At 61.0% G+C, this 15,871-nt stretch carries 13 protein-coding genes; 5 read left to right on the forward strand and 8 right to left on the reverse strand.

What is annotated here, in order from left to right:
- The first annotated feature begins 14 nt into the window (after positions 1–14).
- On the forward strand, positions 15–1,229 hold the full coding sequence (gene serB / locus D7241_RS13885; protein ID WP_408102002.1) for a phosphoserine phosphatase SerB: 1,215 nt from the start codon (positions 15–17) through the stop codon (positions 1,227–1,229).
- Between the two features lie 118 nt (positions 1,230–1,347).
- Here serB and D7241_RS13890 read toward each other — a convergent pair whose 3' ends face one another.
- From D7241_RS13890 to D7241_RS13910, 5 genes are all read right to left on the reverse strand, one after another.
- Positions 1,348–3,414 carry an EAL domain-containing protein gene (locus tag D7241_RS13890; protein WP_408102003.1) on the reverse strand — a complete coding sequence of 689 codons (2,067 nt, stop codon included), beginning with the start codon at positions 3,412–3,414 and terminating at the stop codon, positions 1,348–1,350.
- Positions 3,415–3,477: 63 nt separating this feature from the next.
- On the reverse strand, positions 3,478–5,295 hold the full coding sequence (locus tag D7241_RS13895; protein WP_408102004.1) for a molecular chaperone: 1,818 nt from the start codon (positions 5,293–5,295) through the stop codon (positions 3,478–3,480).
- A gap of 160 nt (positions 5,296–5,455) precedes the next feature.
- On the reverse strand, positions 5,456–6,358 hold the full coding sequence (asd, locus tag D7241_RS13900) for an archaetidylserine decarboxylase (RefSeq protein WP_255977555.1): 903 nt from the start codon (positions 6,356–6,358) through the stop codon (positions 5,456–5,458).
- Positions 6,355–7,185, reverse strand: a complete 831-nt coding sequence (locus D7241_RS13905) for a rhodanese-like domain-containing protein (protein ID WP_408102005.1) — start codon at positions 7,183–7,185, stop codon at positions 6,355–6,357. Before D7241_RS13905 ends, asd begins: the two co-directional genes overlap by 4 nt.
- A gap of 45 nt (positions 7,186–7,230) precedes the next feature.
- Positions 7,231–8,742 carry an HDOD domain-containing protein gene (locus D7241_RS13910; RefSeq protein WP_408102006.1) on the reverse strand — a complete coding sequence of 504 codons (1,512 nt, stop codon included), beginning with the start codon at positions 8,740–8,742 and terminating at the stop codon, positions 7,231–7,233.
- A 165-nt stretch (positions 8,743–8,907) separates the two neighbouring features.
- On the opposite strand from D7241_RS13910, the gene motA reads away from it, so the two are divergent.
- Both motA and motB read left to right on the forward strand, forming a co-directional pair.
- Positions 8,908–9,759 (forward strand): flagellar motor stator protein MotA, encoded by an 852-nt coding sequence (gene motA / locus D7241_RS13915; protein WP_408102007.1) that lies wholly within the window; start codon positions 8,908–8,910, stop codon positions 9,757–9,759.
- 11 nt (positions 9,760–9,770) lie between these two features.
- A complete protein-coding gene (motB, locus tag D7241_RS13920; protein WP_408102008.1) occupies positions 9,771–10,790 on the forward strand; it encodes a flagellar motor protein MotB in 1,020 nt (339 codons plus the stop codon).
- Between the two features lie 59 nt (positions 10,791–10,849).
- On the opposite strand, the gene rsgA is transcribed toward motB, so the two are convergent.
- Positions 10,850–11,872: a small ribosomal subunit biogenesis GTPase RsgA gene (gene rsgA, locus D7241_RS13925; protein ID WP_408102009.1), complete on the reverse strand. Its 1,023-nt coding sequence runs from the start codon at positions 11,870–11,872 to the stop codon at positions 10,850–10,852.
- A 128-nt stretch (positions 11,873–12,000) separates the two neighbouring features.
- On the opposite strand from rsgA, the gene D7241_RS13930 reads away from it, so the two are divergent.
- Positions 12,001–12,807 carry a class I SAM-dependent methyltransferase gene (locus D7241_RS13930; RefSeq protein WP_408102010.1) on the forward strand — a complete coding sequence of 269 codons (807 nt, stop codon included), beginning with the start codon at positions 12,001–12,003 and terminating at the stop codon, positions 12,805–12,807.
- Between the two features lie 28 nt (positions 12,808–12,835).
- Entirely contained in the window at positions 12,836–13,378 is a 543-nt protein-coding gene (gene orn / locus D7241_RS13935; protein ID WP_408102011.1) for an oligoribonuclease, read from the forward strand.
- An 86-nt stretch (positions 13,379–13,464) separates the two neighbouring features.
- Here orn and D7241_RS13940 read toward each other — a convergent pair whose 3' ends face one another.
- A complete protein-coding gene (locus D7241_RS13940) occupies positions 13,465–14,106 on the reverse strand; it encodes an oxidoreductase (RefSeq protein ID WP_408102012.1) in 642 nt (213 codons plus the stop codon).
- A 19-nt stretch (positions 14,107–14,125) separates the two neighbouring features.
- Positions 14,126–15,805 carry a C13 family peptidase gene (locus tag D7241_RS13945; RefSeq protein WP_408102013.1) on the reverse strand — a complete coding sequence of 560 codons (1,680 nt, stop codon included), beginning with the start codon at positions 15,803–15,805 and terminating at the stop codon, positions 14,126–14,128.
- Positions 15,806–15,871 lie beyond the last annotated feature (66 nt).

Here is a 15,871-nt window from a genome sequence, read left to right on the forward strand (position 1 = left end):
ATGGGAGCTACGCCTTGCGCGAAATCGTCCTGATCAACATTACCGGGGAAGATCGCCCCGGGCTGACCGCGGCTATCACCGGCGTGCTCGCCCAGGGTGGCGTGAATATTCTGGATATCGGTCAGGCGGTGATCCATGACACGCTGTCGTTCGGCATCCTGGTGGAAATCCCAGATACCGAGCGCGCTTCTTCAGTGCTCAAGGACGTGCTCTTCATGGGCTACAAGCACGACCAGCAGGTGCGCTTCACACCGGTCGCCGAAGAGGACTACCAGCAATGGGTCGCGGGCCAGGGCAAGCCTCGGCATATAGTCACTCTGCTGACACGAAAGGTCACCGCCGAGCAATTGCAGCGGGTCAGCTCGATCACTGCCAAATATGGCCTCAACATCGACCACATCGACCGTCTTTCAGGGCGCCAGCCACTGGATATGCCCGAGGACCTAGGCAAGGGTTGCATTGAGTTCTCGGTGCGAGGTGAGCCAGCCGACACCGCCGCGTTGCGCGCCGAGTTCCTCAGCGTGGCGCAGGAGCTGAATGTCGACATCGCATTCCAGCGCGACTCGGTGTTTCGTCGCAATCGCCGGCTCGCGGTATTCGATATGGATTCGACATTGATCGAGGCTGAAGTCATCGACGAGCTTGCGAAGGCGGCCGGGGTTGGCGATCAGGTGTCGGAAATCACCGAGCGTGCGATGCGCGGCGAGCTAGATTTCCGTGCCAGCTTCAAGGAGCGCCTGGCGCTGCTCGAAGGCCTGGAAGAGCATGCGCTGGTCGAAGTCGGCGCCAGCCTGCGCCTCACAGAGGGCGCTGAACTGTTGTTCGCCGAGCTGAAGCGACTGGGCTACAAGACCGCGATCCTTTCGGGTGGCTTCACCTATTTTGCGCGTCAGCTTCAGGCCAGGCTCGGTATCGATTACGTCTATGCCAACGAACTGGAGATCGTTGACGGCAAACTCACCGGTGTCGCGCAGGAGCCCATCGTCGATGCCCAGCGCAAGGCCGACTTGCTCCGCGAGCTGGCAGAGAGGGAAGGCTTACGTCTGGAGCAGACCATTGCCGTTGGCGACGGCGCCAATGATTTGCCGATGCTCGGGCTGGCCGGGCTGGGCGTGGCTTTTCGGGCCAAACCGCTGGTCAAGCAGTCGGCCAAGCAGGCGATTTCCACCCTGGGGCTGGATGGAATTCTTTATTTGCTTGGCTTCAGGGATCGGGAAGGGAACGAATAGAAGCTGCGTCAGTTTCAAGCCGGGATGCGGTTGGGGCTGAGCATTTTCCACGAATAGCATCTTCCCGCTTCATTGGCGAGTGGGCAGGCCGCAGGCTGATCAGCTTGCAGCTTGGCGCCTATTCGTCGTCCGAGGAGAAGTTGTAATCCATCGACTGGCTCGGGCCCTGCAGATATTGCCCCTGAATGTAGCCGACGCCGGCCTGCCAAAGTGTGGCGAGGACCGTGGCGCTGTCGACGAAAGGCACGATGGTCTGCTTGCCCTGTCCGTGAAGGTCTGCCAGCAGCTGCCTGAGTGCTTCCTGATTTTCCTGACGGCTCAGGTCCTGAGTATAGGAGCCGTCGATTTTCACGAAGTCGGCGCTAAGGTGCTTGAGCGTATTGAACGGGTTCAGCACGCAGCCGAACTGACTCAGGGCGCTGCGGCAGCCTAGCCCGGCCAATCCATTAGTGAGCGCTTTCGCCTGCTTGAGGTACGCGACGGCGTCGTTCTCATCGAACTGGAAGACCAGCGAGTCAGGCGGCAATCGCGACGCCTTGAGCGCAACTCCCAGCCACGGCAGCAGTGAGGCGTCTTGCAGGCTGGCGCTCGAAAGGTGTACGAACAATCGTGTGCTGTGACCCTTGCTGCGATGCTCGGCGAGCAGCTTGATGGAATTGAGCAGTACCCAGCGATCGATCTTGGTGGCCAGCCCCGCTTCTTTCGCTGCGCCGAGAAACTCGCCAGGAGGAACTTCGACGCCTTGCGGATCGAGCAGGCGCAGCAGCACCTCGTAATGCTCGTGGCTGTCGCCGCGCAGACTAATGATCGGTTGGAACAACAGGCGGAAGCTGTTCTTTTCCAGCGCCTGCTGCAGCATAGCGAGGACGTTGCCCCGATTGGCTGCTGCCGCTAATTCGTCGGCGGGGTTGTAGATGCGAAGCGCATTGCCATCAGCGAGTTCTTCGGCGCAGCGATGGGCACGGTCGATTACGTCTCGAGCCTTCGCGGTCCGTTCATCGAGCGTGGCGGCACCGATGCTCAGGCTGGTTTGTACGGTGCGGGCACCGATATCAAACAGGTGGCCTTCAACCTTGCGCAACAGTTCGGTCAAGGGCTGTTCGAGCTGCTGTATTTTGGCCTCTGGCATCAATACTGCGAAAGCGTCGTCACCAAAGCGTGCCAGTTGAGCCTGATCTGTAAAGTGATCGCGCAGCAGTTGGGAGAGCTCGGCCAGTAGGCGATCAGAGTCGCCCAAGCCAAGGTCTGCCTGGAGGCTGGCAAAGCGGTCGACGCGAATATAGGCGAGACTCGCGCCTTGCCCTGCGTTCACCGCGCGCTCGACCGCACTGTCGAGCAGTTCGAGAAAATGGCTGCGGTTGTGCAGGCCCGTTACCAGGTCCTGGCTGCTGATCTCGCGCAGTTTCTCCAGTTCGGCATTGTCGTTCTCTGCGCGAATGACCACCTGGATGCAGGGCTCGCCATCGTAGCTGGCCGGGGAGAAGTTGATGCGCGCCTTAAAGTTGCCACCATCGGCGCGGACGCCGCCACAGATGAGTTCGGCGCTGCCCTGCTGGGTTTGATAGGTCTTCAGGAAGCCCTTGAAATCGCCCTGGTCGCAGGACGCGATCAGGTCGATCATCGGCATGCCTTCGAGCTCGTCGACATCTTCGTAGCCGAATAACTCAAGGTAGGCACGGTTGGCGTAGATATGCATGCCGTCGTGGACATAGGCGATGGCGTCAACTGAGCTCTCCAGCAGCAATTGGCAGCGCTTCTCTGCCTCGCGCAGCGCCAGCTCGGCGGAACGGCGTGCTCGACGCTCTTCAAGGTTCTCCAGCTCCCGATTGGCGACCAGAATCAACCATTCATCCTCGCCTTGCGGTAGTGCGGCCTGCGCTCCCTGTGCGAGGGACTCAGTAATGGCGTCGGAATCGTTGCCATCGATCAACTGAATGACCGGGATGTCCTTGGCTTGCTTGCGGATGGCACCTATGGCTTCGCTAGGGTCGAGGTTGCTGCTGCTCGGCGCATTGATCAGCAGGTCCCAGGTCTGTTGGAGCACATCGGCCAGGTCATCGCTGGAGGTGAGTCGATGCACGCGCGTCGCCTGGCCTGCATTGCGAAACAGGCTGACCAGTCGCTCAGCTTCGTTCTGCGAGTCTTCGAGGATCAGCAGACGGATAGTTTTCTTTTGCGGGGCCATGGCAGCAGCTTTAGAACGCGCCGTATAGGGGCGTGGAGGGCTAAAAAAACGGAGAGCCGCAATCTACAGCGACTTCCAGAGCGAGTCAAAATCTTCAATCCCTGGCGCCGCCTGGGTTCCTCGTGCTGTGATCGGGGTCTCTTGGGAGGCGGCTGCAAGCCCGACCAGCTGGTATTCAAACTGGTTATAGCTGCCGGAACCTGTCTGGCGCCGGCAAAGTAGTGCGCGGTGTTCTTCTCCATTCTGGTTGATCTGTACCTTCTGCCCTTCCTGGAACGGTAGGCTCGGAACGATGAGCGCCGCCGGACGTGAAATCACGCTGATTTCCGGTAGCAGCAGGGCGCGCAAATATTCGCTGCCTTGATCGACCTTGCGTAACAGGCGCAAACCGCAAGGTTGCGCATAGGGAGCGATCAGCTCCACACCGATCTGCGGACCACCGCCGCGCACCTGGCGAATCCAGCGTACTACCGCGATGCTCCAGTTCTGGCTGGTGCCATCCTGCAGGCCGAGCAGTTCGCCCGCCTGGAGCTGCGCCGGGACCTCGCCCGCCCAGGAGAGGCAGAATCCGCCAGGGCTGTGGTTGACCAGTTGCACCTCGAACGTTGGATAGGGATTGTCGACGGCTGGTGGCGCTGACGCTTCCTCTTCCTCTGCGTTTGCAATGACGGGGCGGACGAATTCGATATCTTCGCGCGGCAGGAGAGCGTCCTCGTTGACTACCTGCGCATCGAACGCAATTGCCCAGATGTCGGGCTCAGCGTTGTTCAGTTTGAATACAGCGGATCGAGCGGCTTCCGGTCGTTTCAACAGCTCGCCAAACAGGCGCTGCCCAGCGAGATAGTAATGTAGTGCGCTCATGCCGATGCAGATGTTCATCTGGCCTTGCGCGGGGGTGCGCTGGAAGCTGCGCTCGGAGATGTCGCCCCAGGCCGCACTTACGTGTTGCATCAGGTCGAGGCTCAGCCCCTCGGGCACCGCAAGCGCTGACTCTCCGGGCGCATTTGGCGTGGAGTCCAGATGCGCCCGGAGCGCTGCAACCAATGCATGCGGATCAATGCCGAGCAGGTTTGGCAGCTCCTTGGGCGTAAACATGGATCGATAACGCGGCGGCCCGTCGATCCGGGGCGACACGCCGAACAGGCTGGACGAATTCTGTGCCGATTGCAGGCGAACCAGCGCGCTCCAGGGTTCGAGTACCTGCGCCAGTTGCGCGATGTTTTGCTGGCGCATCTGGTTGCAGCGGGCGCTGCCGATCATCAATGCGACGATATAGCTCTGCTCAGCGCTCAGGCCATTGATCTGATAAGCCAGGTCGTCACGCACCAATGTGCGGTGCACGCCATGCTCGGCGGCGATGGCGTAGAGCTGATGGAGCTCAAGCCATAGGCCATTGGGTGTCGGACTGTATAGTTGGGTGGAACGAACCAGCATCGCGCAGAGGCTGCGGATCGCTCGCTGCAGCGAGATGGTGAGTAACTGCAGGCGTTCACGACCGGCCTGCGGAGCCAGTTCGACCGATATCAGTTTGTAGCCGATGGCCAGGTGATTCTGCAGCGCCTGGCATAAGCTGGCCACCTTGCGCGGGCGCTCGCTGAGAACGATCGGCTGGTTGACGAAGTAACGTTCCAGTTCTCTGCAGACGAAGTGGATTTCCGGTCGCAGCAATTCGAGCAACTGCAGACGATCTTGGGCAGTCGTACGCAGCTGGTTGAGTTCCAGTACTGCCTGATACAGCAGGCGCGCAGTTTCGCCGAGGTTTGCTTTGGGCAGCCCGGCAAGCCAGCGTCTGACGCCGCGCACGCTGGCCTCGCAGAAAGACAGCCCCTGGCAATCCGGCGTCGGTACGCGCAACAGCAGTGGCTGACTGTGGTTTTCCAAACTACGAACTCCGCGACATGATCCCTGGCGCTCCGCCTACGACTCTGGCAGTGCGTCCACGCACTCGTCGCCCTCGATGATGGCAATATGCAATCGGGACGACGATATCATAACGGACACGAAGGGCTTGGCTAGCGGCAACCGACCACTGGTTTAGGTTCTATGGCTGAGCCTGGCCAGGATCCGGTGCGACAAAGTGCTGGGCCGGCGTGGCCTGACCGAGCCCCTCGCCCATGCACACCGGCGTCAACGGGGACAGTTGTTCGGCCCAACTGACCTGATCCGGCCCGAACAGTAGGATCACTGTGGAACCCAGTTTGAAACGGCCCATCTCGGCGCCTTTTTCCAGATGGATGGGGGCTCGGCTGGCTTCGTCGTAGCGCATCGTCTTGAGGGTGCGCTTGGGTGGCGTTACCAGTCCGGCCCACACGGTTTCGATACTGGCGACGATCATTGCACCGACCAGCACCATGGCCATCGGGCCGCGCTCGGTATCGAACAGGCAGACCACGCGCTCGTTGCGGGCGAACAGCTCCGGCACGCCTTCAGCGGTGACGGTATTCACCGAGAAGATGCGGCCCGGCACATAGACCATCTCGCGCAGGGTGCCAGCCAACGGCATATGCACCCGGTGATAATCCTTGGGCGACAGGTATACGGTGGCGAAATCGCCGCCCATGAAGGGCGCGGCACGCTCATGGTCGCCGCCGAGCAGCTCCGTCACGCTGTAGCTGTGGCCCTTGGCCTGGAAGATGCGGCCCTGCTCGATCCGGCCGAGCTGACTGATTGCGCCATCACAGGGATTGAGGATCGCGCCGGGTGTCGGGTCCAGCGGTCGCGCGCCGTCTTTCAGTGCGCGGGTGAAGAACGCGTTGAAGTGCTCGTAAGCGGTCGGGTCTTCAGTCTGAGCTTCACGCATATCTACCTGAAAATGCCGAACGAACCACTTGATGAAGGTGTTCTTCACCCAAGGTAAGCGGCTCTCGGCCAGGCAGCCGGCGAGACGCGAGATCAGGTGATGCGGGAGCAGGTACTGGCTGAATACGAACAAGCGATCTTTCATGGGTGACCTTTTGATTGCTGGATCGGAGTGTCGGGCAGGTTGCCCCATTCGCCCCAGGAGCCGGGGTATCCCTTGATTCGCGGATAGCCCAGGGCTTTGACCAGCAGGTAGGTGAAGCCGGAGCGGTGATGCGTCTGGCAGTGAGTGATGATTTCTTTGTCTGGACTGATGCCGAGCGCCTGCAGCCGTTCGGCGATGTCTTCGCGGATACGCATGGCGCGCGCCGGATCCATCGCCGCGGTCCATTCGAAGTTGATCGCGCCGGGGATATGCCCGGCGCGCGCGGCAAGCGCCTTCTCGCCGTGATATTCCTCAGGTGATCGGGCGTCCCATATGACCAGATCCGCAGCGCCGAGCCGGCTCTCGATGTATTCGCGGGTCGCGCTGGGTGCGTCGTGAAGCTGCAGCGTTACCGGCTCGGACACTGTGGCGGGAATGTCGTGTGATAACGGTCGTTGCTCAGCCAGCCAGGCGTGCAGGCCGCCATTCAGATAGTGGTAGCGATGATGGCCGATTACATCCAGCAACCAGATGAAGCGCCCGGCCCAGCCACCACCTTCATCGTCGTAAACCACATAGGCTGCGTCGGAGCGATGCCCGATTGAGCCAAAAAGGGCTTCCAGCTGGGCCTTGCCGGGCAGCCGTCCCGGTGCCGGCGGTTGGCCGAGTTGGGTCAGCTTGGGATCAACGAATCGTGCGCCGGGCAGATGACCTTCGGCATAGCGGGCCGCACTGGTCAGGTCGACCAGTATCAGCTCGGGGGCGTTCAGGCGCTCGGCCAGATCGGTCGGTTCGATTACCAGGGGCAGGGTTGAAAAGGCGGACACGGCAAGCCTCGGTCGGACGGAAAGAGCAAAGTCTAGCGAAAAAGATCAACGCCCGCGCTTGCTGAACGTCGCCAGCGCACGCTCGATGCACTGCACCGTCTTGGTGAACGCTTGCAAACCCATTTCGCTGAACGCCGTGTTGTCTTGATCGGCCATTACCAGCATGACTACGCGGCCGTCGTGACCGATGGAGCGCAGCAGTACGTGTTCGCTTGGGAACAATGCCTTCAGCGCTCCTGGCAACAGCGCAGAGAACTGCGCCATGTTGTCCGGGTTGAGTCGCAGCAATGCAGGCTTTTCCAGCAATCTGCGCAGCACTTGGCTCTGCTCCGATTCGACTGACAGCCTGGCAGCCTCGCGTGGGAGGCCAAAGGTTTGCTGGCTGACCAGGCGATTGTGCTTGCGGTCGACGAGCATCAGCAGGACTCGTTGCATTCCGGCGCAGTTCAGGGCTTTAGCGGCGGTCGCAGTTAGTTGCACCACGTTGTCGTACGGGCAGCGTTCGCTGAGCAGTTCGCGACAATGCGCACGCCATTCCGTCAGTGTTTCGGTGCTGGGCAACTTCGCCGCCTTTTCTACCTGAAACACACTCTCCCATGGCCACAGCAGGCCTTGGGCCGGGTGCCAGAGGTCTGTATGGCCGATTGCTTGCGCACTGGCGGCGGCGTGCTGATGCACCATCTGCTGTAGTTCAGCCAGTGGAATCTGGAGGTATAGCCCGGCGAGTCGCTGCCAGCGGAGACTATGAATGCCGCTCCAGCTGTTGTGCGCCGAAAGCGCCAGGCCATTGGCAAGCACGATGGTGTTGCTTGGCAGGGTGAGCCAGCGACGTAGATCGGGATCGGCATCGAGCATCTGCTGCTGGTGCAGCGGGTGCTCGTTGTCACGGGCAATGTGTAGCGCCTTTATCAACATTCGCCGATTGTCGCTAAGCAATCGATACCCCTGGACGATCCAGCCGGGCAAACCCCAATGTTCAGCAACCGCCACGCAGAGATCCAGCAGCGCTACGCCCAGCAGCGATTGTTCGACCTGGCGGGCTGGTTCGCGCTTGACCAGCACACGCTGTTCCCAGGCTTCGAGCAGTTCAGGGTGAGCCGCGACCAGCGCCCAGACCGGCGAGAGGAATAGCAGACTGCTCCAGTGGATTTCCTGCCAAAGGCGTGCAAGGCGGGAGGCAAACAGCCCGTTGGCCTGCTGGCTGGCATGGCGGCTGATGAGTACCATCTGCCGCAGCGGTGCAGGAATGTCCCGAGGCTGGGCCGCCGGAATACGGGCAAACAAGGCTTCGGCGCGTTTCAGGCCGATGCGGCTGAGCGCAACTTCCAGACTCTCGGCCGGCCTGGTCGCGGCGGCGTTGCGATTGGCTTCGCGGATCACGCTGAGCGCCATGACCGGGCTTTCCTGGATCAGCTCGGCGATCTGCCGCATCGACATGCTGCTGTCGCGCAATGCCAGCTGGACGCGCGCGTACGGATCGGCAAACACAGGCAGCACAACGGCGTCTAGCGCCTTGATCCAGGCGGGAAGCGTGCGGGGAAGTGGGGTCGTTGTCATTATGCCGCCGAACTAGCATTTCATCGGGATGGCCTTTAGTCTGGCGCAAAAGTTCCGATAACCAGAACAATTCTTTCATACGCCCCGCCTGTAACCCATGCGAGCGCGCGATGTAGCGCGGCTTGTCCCAGGTGCCCTGCGATCAGGTTTTAGACGTACCTTTCTATGGCAAAAATTATTGGCATCATCGTGGTATTCGCCAGCGTTCTGGGCGGATTCGTACTGTCTGGCGGCAAGATCGGGGCGCTCATGCATCCTTTTGAGGTCATGATCATCGGCGGCGCTGCGCTGGGCGGTTTCTTGCAGGCCAACCCCGGCAGCACAATCAAAATCGTTTTCAAAAAATCGCTGCAGATGTTCAGCTCGCGGTTTACCCAAAAGTACTACTTGGAAGTGTTGGGGCTGCTGTACGAGATTCTCAACAAGAGTCGTCGGGAAGGCATGATGGCCATCGAGGCGGACCTTGAGGACCCCTCTGCGAGCCCGATCTTCAGTAAATACCCGGCGATTCTCAAGGATGAGCGGATGACCGCATTCATCTGCGATTACCTGCGCATCATGTCCTCCGGCAACATGGCGCCGCATGAATTGGAAGGCTTGTTCGATATGGAATTGAACAGCCTGAAGGAAGAACTCGAGCATCCTTCCCACGCAGTCGCGCGGGTCGCAGACGGACTCCCGGCCATGGGTATCGTGGCGGCGGTGCTGGGCATCGTAATCACAATGTCGATTCTCGCCGAAGCGAACAACGCGATGATTGGAGAAAAGGTCGCCACCGCGTTGACCGGTACGTTCCTGGGGATTCTTGCGTCCTACGGTTTCTTCGGCCCGCTGGCCGCCGCGCTGGAGCATGACGCCAAGGAAGAGCTGAATCTCTACGAGGGCATCAAAGCGACCCTGGTGGCTTCGGCCTCCGGCATGCCGCCGACCTTGGCGGTTGAGTTCGGCCGTAAAGTCCTGTTACCCGCGCACCGGCCAAGTTTCGCCGAGCTCGAACAAACCATGCGTGGTAGCTAGGTAGCCTAACCATGGACAACAACCAGCCGATCATCGTCAAACGGGTCAAGAAAACCGCTGCGGGCCATCACGGCGGCGCCTGGAAGATTGCTTTTGCCGATTTCGCGGTAGCGATGATGGCGTTCTTTCTGGTGATGTGGCTGATGAGTTCGGCGACACCCGAGCAGAAGAGGGCTATTTCCGGTTACTTTCAGGACCCGATCGGCTTTACCGAGAGCGCCAGTCCGCATGTGATCGATCTTGGCGGTACGCCTACACCATCGCGGGATCGGACGCTCAACGAAGAAGTCGATCCGGTGATCGAGCAGAGCGAGTCGAAGATCGACGCCGACCAGGCGGAAACCTTTGCCGAGCAACTGGAACGCGAGCGACTGGAATTGCTGTTGCAGGAGTTGCAGAACAAGGTTGACGAGGATCCGGACCTGACCCGCTTCAAGGACCAGATCCTATTCGAAATCACTCAAGATGGTCTGCGTATCCAAATCGTGGATGCGGAGAATCGCCCGATGTTCGCCTTGGGCAGCGCCCAGCTGCAGCCTTACTTCGAAGACATTTTGCTGGCTATGGCAGACACCATTCGGGCAGTGCCGAACAAGATCAGCATCAGTGGGCACACCGATGCCAAGCCTTACGCTGGGCGCGGCGAGTTCGGTAACTGGGAACTGTCCGCTGGGCGCGCCAATGCGGCCCGACGTGCACTCGTCGCTGGGGGCTATCCAGAAGATCAGCTTGCCCGTGTGGTGGGTTATGCATCGTCGGCCTTGTTTGATCGCGCTGACCCGCTGAACCCGGTCAACCGCCGCATCGACATCCTGGTGCTGACCAAAAAGGCACAGCGCGACATCGAAGGGGAGCAATCGGACACGGGCGCGGCTGGCACCTCCGCTGATTCGCCAGCGCCAAGTGCTACGCAGGCCGGTCTCGACGAGGCACCGGCGATCGATACAACCGAACCGCTACCACCGACGCAGTTGCGCGAGCGACTGAACATCTTCGAGGACGGAGTGCTGAAGTTCGATGAGCCAGGCTAAGAGTTGCAAGTCCTAAGATTGTAAGAAAAGCCGCCCGGCTACGTGGCTTGACGCTGCTGCTATTTCGGCAGGCCGCTGATGATATGGCGGTAACTGGCCATCCGTTGTGGTTGGATCTGCCCTTGCTCCAGTGCGTTCAGCAGCGCGCAGCCAGGCTCGCGATCGTGCTTGCAGTCGCGAAAGCGGCAATGCCCCAACAGATCCTGAAACTCGATGAAGCCGGCTTCGACATCGGCGCGGCTGACGTGGCCCAGGCCGAACTCCCGAATGCCGGGTGAGTCGATCAGCTCGCCGCCGCCGGGAAAGTGAAACAGCCGCGCGGTGGTGGTGGTGTGGGTGCCCTTGCCGGTCATTTCCGACAACGCGCCGACGCGGGTATCGACACCCGGCAACAAACTGTTCACCAGCGACGACTTACCAACGCCGGACTGGCCGACGAATACACTGACGTGGCCGTCGAGTCGAGCTTTCAGTGCGTCCATGCCGGCGCCGTCATGAGCGGATACTTCCATCAGCGGGTAGCCCAGCGTTCGATAGACCGATAGCAGTGCGTTGAGCGCGCGTTCATTCTGCGCATCGATCAGGTCCGCCTTGTTCAGTAGCAGTAACGGCGTGATGCCCGCATGCTCGGCGGCGATCAGATAACGATCGATGAGATTGGCGTGTGGCTCCGGCAAGGGCGCGAAGACGATGACAATGAGGTTTACGTTGGCCGCTACCGGCTTGAGCTGGCCGCGAGTGTCGGGCCGGCAGAGCTCGGATTGGCGCGGTAGTTGCGCGACGATGACGCCGATGCCCTGATTGCCCGGTCGCCAGACCACTTGATCGCCCGTGACCAGAGCCGGCAGGTTGGCGCGCAGATGGCAGCGAAATATCTGGCTCTGATGCTCGCCCTCCTGCGCCTCGACTTCAACCTGTACGCCAAAGTGGGCGATGACCAGGCCAGTCTGCTCCGGGCCGAGATCGCCGCCCTCCAGCTCTTCGATCGCACGTGATTCCCGGCGCGCTGCACGCGAGGCGCGCTCCTCCTGGATCTTCTCGATGCGCCAGCTTTGCCGGCGGTTGAGTTGGCGTTTGGCCATTTGAATGCGGTGCCCGGGCTGGAAAAGTAGGCGAGTCTAGCATGCCGATTACCCCTCGCTGCCGGCCTGTATGCGGTACTTGAGGACAGTTAAACTCGGCGTCGTATCCCGTCGACAAGCGAGCTTCCATGCCTGCTTCTGCATCACGATTCCCGGCGTTGCTGGCGCTGTTCAGCCAGGTGACGTCGCTGCTGCTCACCTGGCTTCTGTTGCTTGCGTTGGCACGAGTGGCGGGTTGGCACGTCACCTCGCTGATCGCTGCTTGCTTGCAAGGCTTGCTCGCCGCGTTGATGGGACAGTTGCTAGGCCTTTCGCGCTGGTGGCTGCCGATCAATGCGGGCTTCGTGCCGGGCCTGGTGCTGTTACAGGACCACACCCTGCCGCCCTGGCTGTTGCTGTCCGGCTTCATCGTGCTGCTGATGCTGAACTGGAATGCTTTGGTTGAGCGGGTGCCGCTTTATTTGACCGGTACGGCGGTCGAGAAGCGTTTGATCCAGCGGCTGGCACAGCTGCCCGACGGCTTTCGCTTCATTGATTTGGGTAGTGGTTTCGGCGGGACGTTGCTGCGGTTGGCGCGGGCTTATCCGGAGGGGCGCTTCGTCGGTGTCGAGACCGCACCGCTGACCTTCGCCCTGTGCTGGTTGCGCTGCCTGTTTCAGCGCAATTGTCAGGTGCGCTATCGCAGTCTCTGGCGCGTGTCGCTGGCCGAATATGACGTGGCCTACTGCTTCCTTTCTCCGGCGCCCATGCCGGCGTTGTGGCAGAAGGCATGCACCGAGATGCGGTCGGGGGCGTTGTTGATCAGTAATAGTTTCGAGGTGCCGGGTGTCGAGGCGCAGGAAATACTTCCGGTCGATGACTGGCGTCATTCGCGCCTGCTGGTCTGGCGGCTTGGGGCTGATGCGCCACCTGACGGCTATCATGCGAGCGGCTAAACTGCGCGCCACAGTCAAGGAGTTCACCATGCAGAACCCGCAGAATCTCATCTGGATCGACCTGGAAATGACCGGTTTGGATCCGGATAACGACGTCATTATCGAGATGGCGACCATCGTTACCGATAGCCAGCTCAACGTCCTCGCTGAGGGGCCGGTCATTGCCATCCATCAAAGCGACGAGATTCTTGCCGGGATGGATGAATGGAACACGCGCCAACATGGCGGCTCCGGGCTTACCCAGCGAGTTCGCGAGAGCCGGATCTCCACCGAGAAGGCCGAGGCGCAGACGCTGGCGTTTCTCGAGCAATGGGTGCCCAAGGGCAAATCGCCGATCTGCGGCAATAGCATCTGCCAGGACCGCCGTTTCCTTTACCGGCGCATGCCCGGCCTGGAAGCCTATTTCCACTACCGCAACCTGGATGTCTCCACCCTCAAGGAGTTGGCCGCGCGCTGGGCTCCGGATGTGCTCGCCAGCTTCAAGAAGGGCGGCACGCATCTGGCGCTGGATGACATTCGTGAGTCAATCGCCGAGCTGCGTCACTACCGCGAGCATTTCATTAAAGGCTAAAAACAGCTGCAAGCGGCAAGCTAGGAGCTGCAAGCAAGGCGGAAAGCCATAGCAGCTTGGCTAGTCCTTGCCAGGTTTGCAGCTGTTTACCGTCCTAGTCGTCTCAATTCGTCCGACTCGACCACTCGCGTGCCGTCGTCTTCTTCCAGCGCCAGGCGCCAGAGCGCGCGGGCGAGGATGCAGGCCGAGATGCCGCGGTATTTGCCAGGTAGAAGGTATGAGAGCGGGGCGGTCAGGCGCTCCACCGGCCGTACTTCCATACGCGGACCCAATAGCTGTGAAGGGCGCACGATGGTCAGTTGCGGCCAGTCCTGAGCGCGAAGGGCGTCTTCCATCTCGCCTTTGACTCGGCAGTAGAAGATCGAACTGTCCGGGTTGGCGCCCAGCGCGCTGATCACCAGCAGATGCCGCGCGCCCAGTTCACGGGCCCGTTTGGCAAAGTCCACGACCAGGTCATGATCGATGGCGCGGAAGGCTTCCTGGCTTCCCGCTTCTTTGATTGTGCTGCCCAGGCAACAAAACGCTGTGTCGATGCCCTCTGGGAGCTGCGGCAACAGAGCCTGCAGCGGGCCGACCGGGTTCTCGAGCCGAGGGTGCTCGGCCAGAGGCTTGCGACTGGGTGCCAGAACGCATTCCACGGTGGGTTCGTTGAGCAGGCGGTCGAGCAGGTGCTCGCCGGTCAGCCCGGTGGCGCCGGCAAGCAAAATACGCTGTGGCGTCAAATACATGGTTTGGCTTCCTGTGCGATCAGTCGGTCGGCGTCGGCTGTTGTTCATGCAGCATCCGCCAGTGTTCGACAACCTGGTCCGGTGCCCAGAGCTGGGGCTCCGAAGCTTGATAGTGGTCGGCCTGCTCTCGTTCGGCAACCCTCGCCTGCGCCAGCGTGAAGGCCTGCACAATATCGTTGGTTTCCTGTAGCGCCTCGGCGAACAGCGCGCGGCCGAAGTAGGTGAAATCACTTTCTTCGGAGCAGCCGAACGACACCCGGTCGGCGCGAGCTGCGGTCATGACCAACGTATTCGGGCTTTTCAGCGGCTCGATGAACCCACCGGAATAGCAAGCGGAAATCACTATCACCTTGTTGCGTCCAGCAAGCGGCTGCATCAGCGCCGCCAGGTCCGCTGCCGGCAAGTCTTCCAGCGCCAGCCGTGGCTGGGTCAGCGCTAACTGGTGGTCGGCCGAGCCGTGACTGGTGAGATAGATGAAGATCAGGTCTTCAGGTCCGCTGCGTTCAGCCAGTTTCTGAATGGCGCGTGACAAATTCTCGCGGGTCGCCAGTGGTCTATCGGCCAGGTGATCACGGTGGTTGACCAGGCTGATTTGGCCGTAGGCGGCGAAGCGCTCGGCTAACAGCTTGTCGACATAGCCGGCTTCGCGAAGGAACACACTCTGCTGCCCGTCGCCTGCGAAGGTCAGGCTGTAGAGCTCCGCAGCCGGGGTCGACACCGGTACCGCGTCAAGTGCCTCGGCGAGCAGTTGCCCTTGGCGTAACAGGCCGACTTCCAGCGGGTCGGCCAGTCGGCTGCCCGTATGGTCATGAGTAAGTCGATCGGCGCGCCAAGTACCGGCCTGCTCGGTGCCGTCGGCGAGCGTAAGGGTGCCTGGACCATCGAAGCGGCCGGCGCGAAAGGCACCTTTGTACTGGCTGCCATCTGGCGATTGCAGATGGCCCTCGCCGTGATACTGCCAATGCTTGAACTCACCGCTGTAGCGGGTGCCGTCGGCTCCAGCATAGTGGCCTTCGCCGCTGAGCTCGCCGTGCTTGAACGAGCCTTTCCAGACATTGCCGATGGCGTCTTCGTAGCGACCCTGGCCATGAAATAGGTCGTTTTTGAAATTGCCCAGATAGTGCTCGCCGTTGCTGCCGCGATACAGACCTTCACCGTTCAGGCTGCCCTCGACGAAGGTGCCGTTGAGTTTGCCGCTCTCGTCGCTGCGGGTGCCCTCGCCATGGGGCTGGCCAGCGACGAAATCTCCTTCGTACGTCGCGCCATCTGCGCCCTGCAGCTTGCCGGTGCCGTGGTAGAGATCGTTCTTGAAGTCGCCCTCGTAGGTCATGCCCTGCTCGGTGTAACGGCCTTTACCGTTGAGGCTGCCGCGCAGGAAATGCCCTTCATAGACACCGCCGGCGGCATAGCTGAAGCGCCCCGGACCATCGAACAGGCCTTGCTTGAATTCACCCTCGTAGCGATCACCGTTGGCGCCTTGCCAGACGCCATGACCATTCCATTGGCCGTCCTTGAACGAGCCGCGGTAGCTGCTGCCGTTGGGGTAGTCGATACGCCCTTCGCCCTGCAATAGACCGTCGACCACCTCGCCTCGGTAGCGGCCACCGTCCGGCAGCACGGCATCGGCGGGTATCAGCGGTTCGCCATCACCGCAAGCGGTGAGGAAGCAGGCGAACAGGATCGGGGCGATGTGACGCATGCGGCTAACCAGAAAAATACGATGTCCGCAGTATGCCGCAAACGCAGCGAGGTGCGACAACGGCGC

Origin of the sequence: Stutzerimonas sp. VN223-3, assembly GCF_045999685.1 — a bacterium.
Taxonomy (GTDB): domain Bacteria; phylum Pseudomonadota; class Gammaproteobacteria; order Pseudomonadales; family Pseudomonadaceae; genus Stutzerimonas; species Stutzerimonas stutzeri_AR.

Coding starts and splice junctions, on each gene's coding strand:
- motA (WP_408102007.1), top strand. CDS start 8,908: ATGGCAAAAATTATTGGCATCATCGTGGTATTCGCCAGCGTTCTGGGC.
- D7241_RS13940 (WP_408102012.1), bottom strand. CDS start 14,106: ATGTATTTGACGCCACAGCGTATTTTGCTTGCCGGCGCCACCGGGCTG.
- rsgA (WP_408102009.1), bottom strand. CDS start 11,872: ATGGCCAAACGCCAACTCAACCGCCGGCAAAGCTGGCGCATCGAGAAG.
- D7241_RS13890 (WP_408102003.1), bottom strand. CDS start 3,414: ATGGCCCCGCAAAAGAAAACTATCCGTCTGCTGATCCTCGAAGACTCG.
- orn (WP_408102011.1), top strand. CDS start 12,836: ATGCAGAACCCGCAGAATCTCATCTGGATCGACCTGGAAATGACCGGT.
- asd (WP_255977555.1), bottom strand. CDS start 6,358: ATGAAAGATCGCTTGTTCGTATTCAGCCAGTACCTGCTCCCGCATCAC.
- D7241_RS13910 (WP_408102006.1), bottom strand. CDS start 8,742: ATGACAACGACCCCACTTCCCCGCACGCTTCCCGCCTGGATCAAGGCG.
- D7241_RS13945 (WP_408102013.1), bottom strand. CDS start 15,805: ATGCGTCACATCGCCCCGATCCTGTTCGCCTGCTTCCTCACCGCTTGC.
- D7241_RS13930 (WP_408102010.1), top strand. CDS start 12,001: ATGCCTGCTTCTGCATCACGATTCCCGGCGTTGCTGGCGCTGTTCAGC.
- motB (WP_408102008.1), top strand. CDS start 9,771: ATGGACAACAACCAGCCGATCATCGTCAAACGGGTCAAGAAAACCGCT.